The sequence below is a fragment of the Candidatus Thermoplasmatota archaeon genome, assembly GCA_035540375.1.
GTDB lineage: Archaea > Thermoplasmatota > SW-10-69-26 > JACQPN01 > JAJPHT01 > DATLGO01.
The window spans coordinates 1-7,826 of record DATLGO010000066.1 but is presented as its reverse complement, the minus strand read 5'-3'; the positions used below and the strand labels follow the sequence as shown (position 1 = coordinate 7,826).

Annotated in this window: 9 protein-coding genes; 1 reads left to right on the top strand and 8 read right to left on the bottom strand. The window is 66.2% G+C overall.

Going from position 1 to position 7,826, the window contains the following annotated elements; genetic code table 11:
* Positions 1–643: 4-vinyl reductase (locus VM889_07840; GenBank protein HVL48452.1), on the top strand; the 643-nt coding region annotated here is incomplete at its 5' end.
* On the opposite strand, the gene flaJ is transcribed toward VM889_07840, so the two are convergent.
* The 8 genes from flaJ to VM889_07800 form a co-directional block, all read right to left on the bottom strand.
* Positions 627–2,288, bottom strand: coding sequence for an archaellar assembly protein FlaJ (gene flaJ / locus VM889_07835; protein HVL48451.1), 1,662 nt, complete (start codon positions 2,286–2,288; stop codon positions 627–629). The two genes, VM889_07840 and flaJ, sit on opposite strands and share 17 nt — an antisense overlap.
* Before the next feature lie 21 nt (positions 2,289–2,309).
* A complete protein-coding gene (locus tag VM889_07830; GenBank protein HVL48450.1) occupies positions 2,310–3,950 on the bottom strand; it encodes a type II/IV secretion system ATPase subunit in 1,641 nt (546 codons plus the stop codon).
* Complete coding sequence (locus VM889_07825; protein HVL48449.1) at positions 3,950–4,660, bottom strand: ATPase domain-containing protein; 711 nt, start codon at positions 4,658–4,660, stop codon at positions 3,950–3,952. The genes VM889_07830 and VM889_07825 overlap by 1 nt, the downstream gene beginning before the upstream one ends.
* A 1-nt stretch (position 4,661) precedes the next feature.
* Positions 4,662–5,093 (bottom strand): hypothetical protein, encoded by a 432-nt coding sequence (locus VM889_07820; protein HVL48448.1) that lies wholly within the window; start codon positions 5,091–5,093, stop codon positions 4,662–4,664.
* A gap of 3 nt (positions 5,094–5,096) precedes the next feature.
* A complete protein-coding gene (locus VM889_07815) occupies positions 5,097–5,531 on the bottom strand; it encodes a hypothetical protein (GenBank protein ID HVL48447.1) in 435 nt (144 codons plus the stop codon).
* Positions 5,532–5,552: 21 nt separating this feature from the next.
* Positions 5,553–6,458 carry a FlaD/FlaE family flagellar protein gene (locus VM889_07810; GenBank protein HVL48446.1) on the bottom strand — a complete coding sequence of 302 codons (906 nt, stop codon included), beginning with the start codon at positions 6,456–6,458 and terminating at the stop codon, positions 5,553–5,555.
* Positions 6,459–6,558: 100 nt separating this feature from the next.
* Positions 6,559–7,122, bottom strand: coding sequence for an archaellin/type IV pilin N-terminal domain-containing protein (locus VM889_07805; protein HVL48445.1), 564 nt, complete (start codon positions 7,120–7,122; stop codon positions 6,559–6,561).
* A 193-nt stretch (positions 7,123–7,315) separates the two neighbouring features.
* A partial coding sequence (locus tag VM889_07800; protein HVL48444.1) for a helix-turn-helix domain-containing protein occupies positions 7,316–7,826 on the bottom strand: 511 nt, incomplete at its 5' end.

Below are 7,826 nucleotides of genomic sequence, written 5' to 3'. Positions count from 1 at the left end.
GCCGCCCGCGAAGAAGGAGCGTCGAAAGGCGGATCCGCCGCCCTCTTCGCCGCCCGCCACGCCGCTTGCGCCGCCCTCGGACCTCGCGCCGACCGGAGAGACGGCCGTCGTGAGCCGCCTGTTCCTCGCGCTCGGCGACCGCGAGCCGGGGCTCGTCGCGGCCGCGGGCGGCTTCGGAGCCCTCGCGCTCCTCGTCGGCGCCGTCACCCTCACGAGCGTGCGGAAGCACCGCAGCGCGATCGGGGCGGACGCCGCGAGCGAGCGGCTGGTCGCGCCCCTTCCCATGGGGCCGCGTCGCGTCGAGCCCGTTCGCGCGCCCGAAGGCAAGGAGGTGGCCGACGCCGGCGAAGCCGTGGCGCGCCGCGCGAGGGCCGCGACGATCGAGGAGGCGCTCGATACGTTCACGGCGCTCGGCTACGGCGATGCCGCCTTGACATCGTTCTCGACGACCGAGGCGTTCGTCGAGGTGGGCCGATGCTCGACATGCCTCAGGGCGACCGGCGACGAACCCTGCCACTTCGAGATCGGGTATCTGCGCGGCGCCTTCGCCGTCGCCTGGGGAACTCCCGTGACGGTCCGCGAGGTCGCTTGCGGTCGCAACGCGAGGCCCTGCTCCTTCCGGGTCGTCAAAGGACAGCGGTGAGGGCCGAGTTGGCGACGGAACTCACGATCGCGGCCACCCAGAAGAGCCCCACGAAATCCGTGTAGGCGCGGAAATAGTTCCCGCCGTCGGCCGCCTTGATCATGAGGCTCGACGACATCGCGTGCACGAGCAGGAGCGACATCACGAGGAACGAGATCAGGGGGATGTTGGCCTCGAAGGAGAAGAGGCTCGAGACGAAATCCGCGTCGCCCGCGCCCTTCGGCAGCTCGAGCCCCTGGAAGATGCGCTGCAGCATGCCGACGATCGACACGCCGACGAAGAGGGAGAACGCCATGCCGGCGATGAGGCCGTAGAGGAGGCCGCGGAAGGCGCTCGCGGTCTGGTAACGGGCCTTGCGCAGGACGAGGATGCGGACGAAATTGTCGGAGATGAGGCGGCCGATCGCGTCGGGCTTGCCGCCCGCCTTGAGACCCTCGACGAACATGCGGGTGTATTTCTCGATCAGGTTCGATCCGCAGTCGGCCGCGAAATAGGCCCACGCGCGCTCGTCGTCCACGCGCATGTTGACGCGCTGGTAGAGGTGCCGGATGTCCTCCGTGAGCGGACCGAAATCGTGGTTCTGGAGGTGGCGGAGCACCTCCTTTATCGCGCCGCCGCGCGCGCTCGCGGACGCCCCGAGCGACCGCATGAAGGCGGCGTAGGAGTCCTCGCGACGCTTCACCCGCTCCTCCTCGCGGCCGACGCGCATGCCGGTGTAGACGAGCGGCGTGAGGCCGATCGCGACGATGATCGGGACGGGCAGGTTCGTGAAATTGAGGGCGAGCAGGAGCGCGACGACGCAGCCGGCCATGGACCAGGGCAGCGCCCGCCGGACCGCGATCCGGACCGAGGTCTCCACCTTGAGGTCGTGCCAGATGGGGTCGCTCGGCGCCTTCGCCCGGGTGAAGAAGACGAAGACGACCTCGATGAAGCCGACCATGAAGAGGGCGCCCGCCATGAGGACGGTCGCGTCGATGCCCGTGATGACGGGCATGAGGATCGCGAAGATGACGATGAAGATGAGCGACATCATCATCGAGTTGAACAGGCCCTTCATGTTCTCGAGCTCGTACAGGTTCCCCTTGTAGATGGCCGAGAATTCCTCCATCACGACGATCTGCTCGTTCGTGAGGAAGCTTTCGAGGGCCTCGCCCGAGTCGAGCGAGTAGGCGAAACGGTCGAGGAAGTCGCCGAAGATTTCCGACGGCGTGCGCTTCGACACGAAGCGGCAGGCTTCGGCGAGCGACATGTTCCACGAGTCGACGAGCGCGTAGATCTTCTTCGTCTCGATCGCGAGGGCGCCGTACTCCTTCTTCTCGGAGAGCATGCGCATGATCTCCGAGCGGGGGATCTGCGACGTCGCGAGCACGCCCATGTGCGTGATGAAGAAGTGGATGTTGTGGTCGATCTGCTGCTTGCGCGACTCGGCGACCGTGTACGGGTAGATGACGGCGACGATGAGGAAGAAGAACGGGATGACGACGTAGAGAAGCGCGAACGGGCCTTCGAAGAGACCCGGGACGAGCATGCCGAGCAGGACCACGACGGCGATGCCCGCGGCGACGAGCGGGAGCGCGTAGAACGTGATGTACTTCGCGGGCGGCATGTCGAGCGCGCCGTACGCCCGGCGGATGTCCATGCCCATCTCAGTCGCCTCCGGCCATGATCAGATCGTGAAGGGGAACGCCCTCACGCCCTCCTCGTAGAACCGGGCCACGAGCCGGTTCACCTCGTAGTAGTCGTAGATGCCCTTCTCGACCATTTTGTCGAGGATCTTCGCCCGGAGATCGAGATCCTCGTAGATCTTGCGCTTGTCCGAGTAGCCGATGCGCTCGGCGATCTTGGTCTCGAGAATGTAGGAGTTGTTCCGTCCCCTGAAGACGTGCGTGTCGTTCTGGGGGTTCCATTTGAAGACGGCGCGCGTGAGAACGCCGCCCGCCTGCTCCGAGTAGCCCTCGATCTCCTCGATCGCGAGCACGCGGCGGAGCATGCGGCCCTTGTTGTAGACCGCCATCTGGATCATGCAGATGTTCAGGTTGTCCATGAACGTCGCAGGCACGTTGATCGGGTCCGCCGTGAAGCGTTGGATCATCTTGCCGACGCTCGAAGCGTGGAACGTCGCGATGACGGGGTGGCCGGTCTGCATGGCCTGGAAGGCGACGTTGCCTTCGGCGCCACGGATCTCACCCACGATGATGTAGTTCGGACGGGAACGCAGGGCGGCCTTCAGGAGATCGAACATCTCGACACGCCCTTCCACGGGCCCGCTCGAGCGCGTGACGAGCTGCTGCCAGAGCGGCTGCGGGGGCCTGACCTCCGGCGTGTCCTCCGCCGTGAAGACCTTGTCCTTCGGCTTCACGAACGTGAGCATGCCGTTGAGGCTCGTGGTCTTGCCCGACGCCGTCTCGCCGCAGACGAACACGGACATGTGGTTCTCCATGGCGAGCCAGAGGTACGCGGCGACCTGGCTCGACATGGTGCCGAACTTGATGATCTGCGTGATCGAGGTCGGCGTCTCGGAGAACTTACGGATGGTGAACGAGCTTCCGCGCTGCGACACGTCGTCCGAGTACACGATGTTGATACGCGAGCCGTCCGGAAGCGTCGCGTCGACGATGGGGCGGGATTCCGAGACGGGGCGACCGATCCGCTCGCCCATGTTGCGGAGATAGTCGTCGAGCTCCTTGTCGTCGCGGAACTTGACGTTCGTCTCGACGGTGTCGAAGATCTTGTGGACGACGAAGAGGGGGAACGTGCCGACCGACGAGATATCCTCGATGTAGGGATCGCGGATGACGGGCTCGATCGGGCCGGAGTCGACGATGTTGCGTTCGAGGAAATACTTGATGCGGGTGTACTCGTCGCGGTTGAGCGCGATCTTGGGCGCGAAGAGGTTCGCGAGATTCAGCTTCTTCACGATGTCGCCCGCGCTCGCGACGCCCGAAACCCGCACGGTCCGGTCGAGCAGGCGTCGGAGCGTCGCGCGCAGCTCGTCGTTTCCGGCCGGGGTGTCCTCGAACGGCGCCAGGCGGAGGATCGATTCCTTGATCTTGTTGTACTTCGCCCGCTCGTCCTTCGAAAGGACGGGCTCGACCGCGACGTAGTGGCGCTTGAATTCGTAGTCGTAGATGTGGATGAAGATGGGGTCGCCGACCGGATACATCACGTCGACTTCCTTCAGGCTCTTCATGTCGCGACCGAGCGATTCCACGAACGTCGGGATCCGCGTCGTCTTCTTCTGGTATTCCGCGATGTACCTCGCGAGGTGCGGATTCCGCGCCATCGTCTCGTTGAGGTCCACCGGCATCAGGACACGCTCTTGATCTCGACCACGAGGCCGACCTTCGGCTCGACACGGAACGGCACGACGTCCCCGACCGTCTTCTCGGCGCGGCCAAAGCGCTTCACGAGCAGCGAGCGGCTCACGTTGTTGCCGACGACCTCGAGGCGGACCTGGAGGTAGATGTCGGCCGCGGCCTTGAGCATCGAGGCCATCTCCTCCTGGAGGTCGGCCGGCTCGAGGGTGAGGATGATCGTGCGCCCCCGCGCGTTGAGGAGCTTGAACATGTAGAGCGCCTCCTCGAGCTTGGAGGTCGAATCGACGCGATCGCCCACGGCCTTGAGGTAACTCTTGAGAAGCGACGAGAACGCGTCGATCGCGATGACGTCGAAGCTGTACATCTTCTTCGCCGCGAGCAGGCGCTCGAGCATGTCGTCCTTGCGGCCGCGAAAGCCGAGGACCGGATACACGGGAAGGAAGAGGAGCTTGTGCTCGAGGATCGATTCCTCGACCGGGTAGTCGAGCGAATACATCTGCTCGATGAAATGGAGCGTGGTGAGCTCGGTCGAGACGAGCGTGACCGACACGTCGTTCTTCAGGAGTCCGTATAGGAATCGCTGCAGGAGGATGCTTTTGCCGGCGCCGTATTCTCCCTCGATGACGATGAGCGAACCCTCCGGTAGGCCTCCTCCGAGGCGGTCGGCGAGTTCGTCCCGTTCGAGGGTGAAGCGGTACATGTCAGATCCTGAACCTCAGATCGTCCTCGATCCCGTTCGCGGTCACGACGCGGACGCGATGATCGCCGCTCGCGAGCGTGAGCGTGATGCTGAATTCGGCGACGTCGCCATGCTGCCACGCGGCTGCGCCGCCGAGCAGCGTCACGGTGTGGGTCCTGTGCACGCCGTCGATGATGACGGAGATGGTCGTGTGGTCGATCGTCCGCTGACCCGTGTTCTTCACGTAGATGATGACGGGGTTGTTAGGCACCTGGCCGGGATCATTGATGATCGCGATGTCGGTCGCGATGTTGTCGCCGAGCGAGGCCCCCCTGTCGCGGACCGTGTTCGCGATGTCGTAGACCTGCGTGGAGAGGAGCGCGCTCACGACGACCGCGAGGGCCGTCGCGACGATGAAGAAGATCATGTGCGTGCTGCTGGTTTCAGCGCCCATGCTTCACCCCCATGTCGCGATTCCGTTTTCGGTCACAATCTCCCTCCGGCTCGGCTGACTCGTCCAGGTGGTGTCTTGCACGACGGCGACGAGCGTCTCCCCGGGCGCCCATACGGTCGTCGACACGCCGCCGATCGTGAGCGACGTCACCTTGTTGGTCTTCCAGCGTCCGTCGATCACGAATTCGAGCTGGTTCGGGTCGAGGACGGTGGCGCCCGTGTTCTTAATGTTGAACGTCAGCTGCTTCTGGCCGTTGTTCCAGGAGACGCTCGTGATGGTGATGTTTGTCCGGGCTTGATCCCTCCGGAAATCCCAGTCTTCCCGATAGGCCTCGGAGACCTTGTCGTAGCTCGTGAGGAAGGCCGAGGCGAGCGCGCCCCCCATGGTGAAGGCGGCGACGGCCAGGACGACGGTGGATGAGGTGACGCTGAAGCCCATCGAGGCCCGCTCCGCACGGCCTCAGGCGGGCCCCGCCTCGCCGGGCTCCGCGCTCGCGATGCGGAGCTTCTCGACGTAGAGGAGGCTTCGCTGGTGGAGGTCGACGTTCGCGCGCCAGTCGGTCACGGGGGCCTCGCTCACGGCGATGCCGTTCGCGTAGTTCTCGATCTCCTCTCGGACGGCGTCGTTGATCCAGCCGATGGTCTGGTAATAGTGGAGCAGCTCGTCGAGGCCCTCGCGTGAGGCCGCCTTGAGGAGCGTGTCGCACCAGCTCATCATGAGCAGGCTCGTCTCGAAGGTGCGGGCGACGCGGGTGAGGCGCGCGGGCGCCTGGTTCGAGGTTGCCGCGGGACGGGGCGTCCAACGTGCGGCGAGGACATCCTGGTCCTCCTCGTCCTCGAGATCGAGATGCCGCTTGGCCGCCGCCGCGGCGAGCGGATGGAGGGCCGGTGCCGCCACGGCCGAGCCCGCGCCGCCATCGCGCGCGACGGGAATGCGCTTCCCGCTCGCCATGGCGCCCATGGGTCCGGGCCCGCCACCGCCTCCCGACGCGATCGCGGTCGCGGTCGCCTTGGGGGACTCCTTCGCGCTCTCGGCGACGGGTTCGTCGCCGACGAAGGGATTGTACTGGCTGCTCATCATCTCCGTGAGGCCCGAGAGCTTGCGCATGCGGTCCTCCATGAGCTTGAGCTTCTCGTCGAAGCCCGCCCGTTCCTTGTGGACCGTCTCGACCGAGTTCGCGAGTCGGGCGATCTTCTCGCTGATGTCCTTGACCGAGGCGTCGAGCATGACCGCGAGGTCCGGTTGGGACGGATCCGCCGCGGGCGCCGCCTCGGGAGCGGGGGCGGCCTCGGCCTTCGCGTTCTGGGGCGGGGCGGGAGCGGTCTTTTCCGTCTCCTCCTTGGCGCCGCGTCCGAAGATCTTCATGCCATGTCCTCGTGTGTGAGCGTGAAAGGGAGGGTTCCGGGCCCCCGGAAGGGCCCGGAACCGGGGCGTTCGTCAAGCTGGCTCAGGGTCCGGTCCGCGTTCAGCGGAGCGTGACCGTGGTCTCGGTGCCGTACGTCGGGGGCGTCGTGAAGTCCGCCGGGATCGAGGCGCCCGCTTCGGGGATGAAGAGGGCCTGGATCGAGGAGCGCTCCGCGATGTCGTCGGGGACGTTGATGCGGAATTCGACGAGGTCGCCGGCGTTCATGACCTTGTTCGTCGCGCCCGTGCCCGTGACGTCACGGATCCACGTCGCGGTGAACGTGGGGGCCGTGCTCTCCGAGTACTGGCGGACGTTCGCGCCGTCCGAGTAGCGGATGACGATCTTGGTCACATCGAGCTGGGGCGCGCCGGCCGCGAGACCGACGTTGAACTTCAGCTGGTAGAGGTCGGCCGACGTGCTGTTGCGCACGCCGTAGATGCCGGTCACCTGGAGGTTGCTCGAAACCTCCTGGGTGGCCTGCTTCCCGGTCTGGGAAGCGCGCTGCTGCAGGACACCGCTCGTGTTGATGAGGACGGCGGCCGCAACGGCGGCGACGAGAACCATCGCGATGAACACGATGAGTGTCCCGACGCCGACCTCGGCTCGGTCATTAACCTTCTTCATGGGCGTTCGGTTAGCCTTCATGGCTAGGTCACCGACCGCCCGCTCTCTCGCTTGCTGTATATGAGGCTCGCCGACGTGGGCGTTGGCCGAAAAGAACCTGGGACGGCAGAATCGACTGTCCGCGACGCGTCGTCGGCCCCCCTAAGGATCGCGGATCCGAGCCCGCCGGCCTCCCTCTGTGGGGAGCGCTATTTCAGCGTTGCGAGGTCCCCGCCCGGTACCTGTCCCCGTCGCGGTCGACGAGGCCGAGGTCCACGAGCCGCTTGAGGTGCCAGAGGGCCCCGGGGAGACTCATGCCGAGGGCGCCCGCGACGTCCGCGAGGCGGGCCGGACCGGACTCGACGGCCGAGAGGACCTCGCGCGCGCGACCCATCCGTCCAAGGAGGATCCGGAGGCGCAGCGCGCGGTTCGCGACGGCTCCGTTGGTGAACCAGTGCTTGCGGTTCCCTACGGTTTCGGCGACGGCGAGGTCCACCTCCTCGAGGAGGCCCAGATGATACGTGGCCGTCGTGTGGCTCACGCCCGCGACGCGCGCGAGCTCCTGGATCGTGGCGCCCGGGTCGGCGCGCATCGCCTCCAGGATGCGCGCCCGCACCGCGTTCGAGAGGATGTTCGAGCGCGACACGTGGCGGTGGGCGAGGGCGAGGGCGGCTCCGAGGAGGGCGACACCCGCGCCGACGACGGCCGCGGCGACGGCTTCCGGG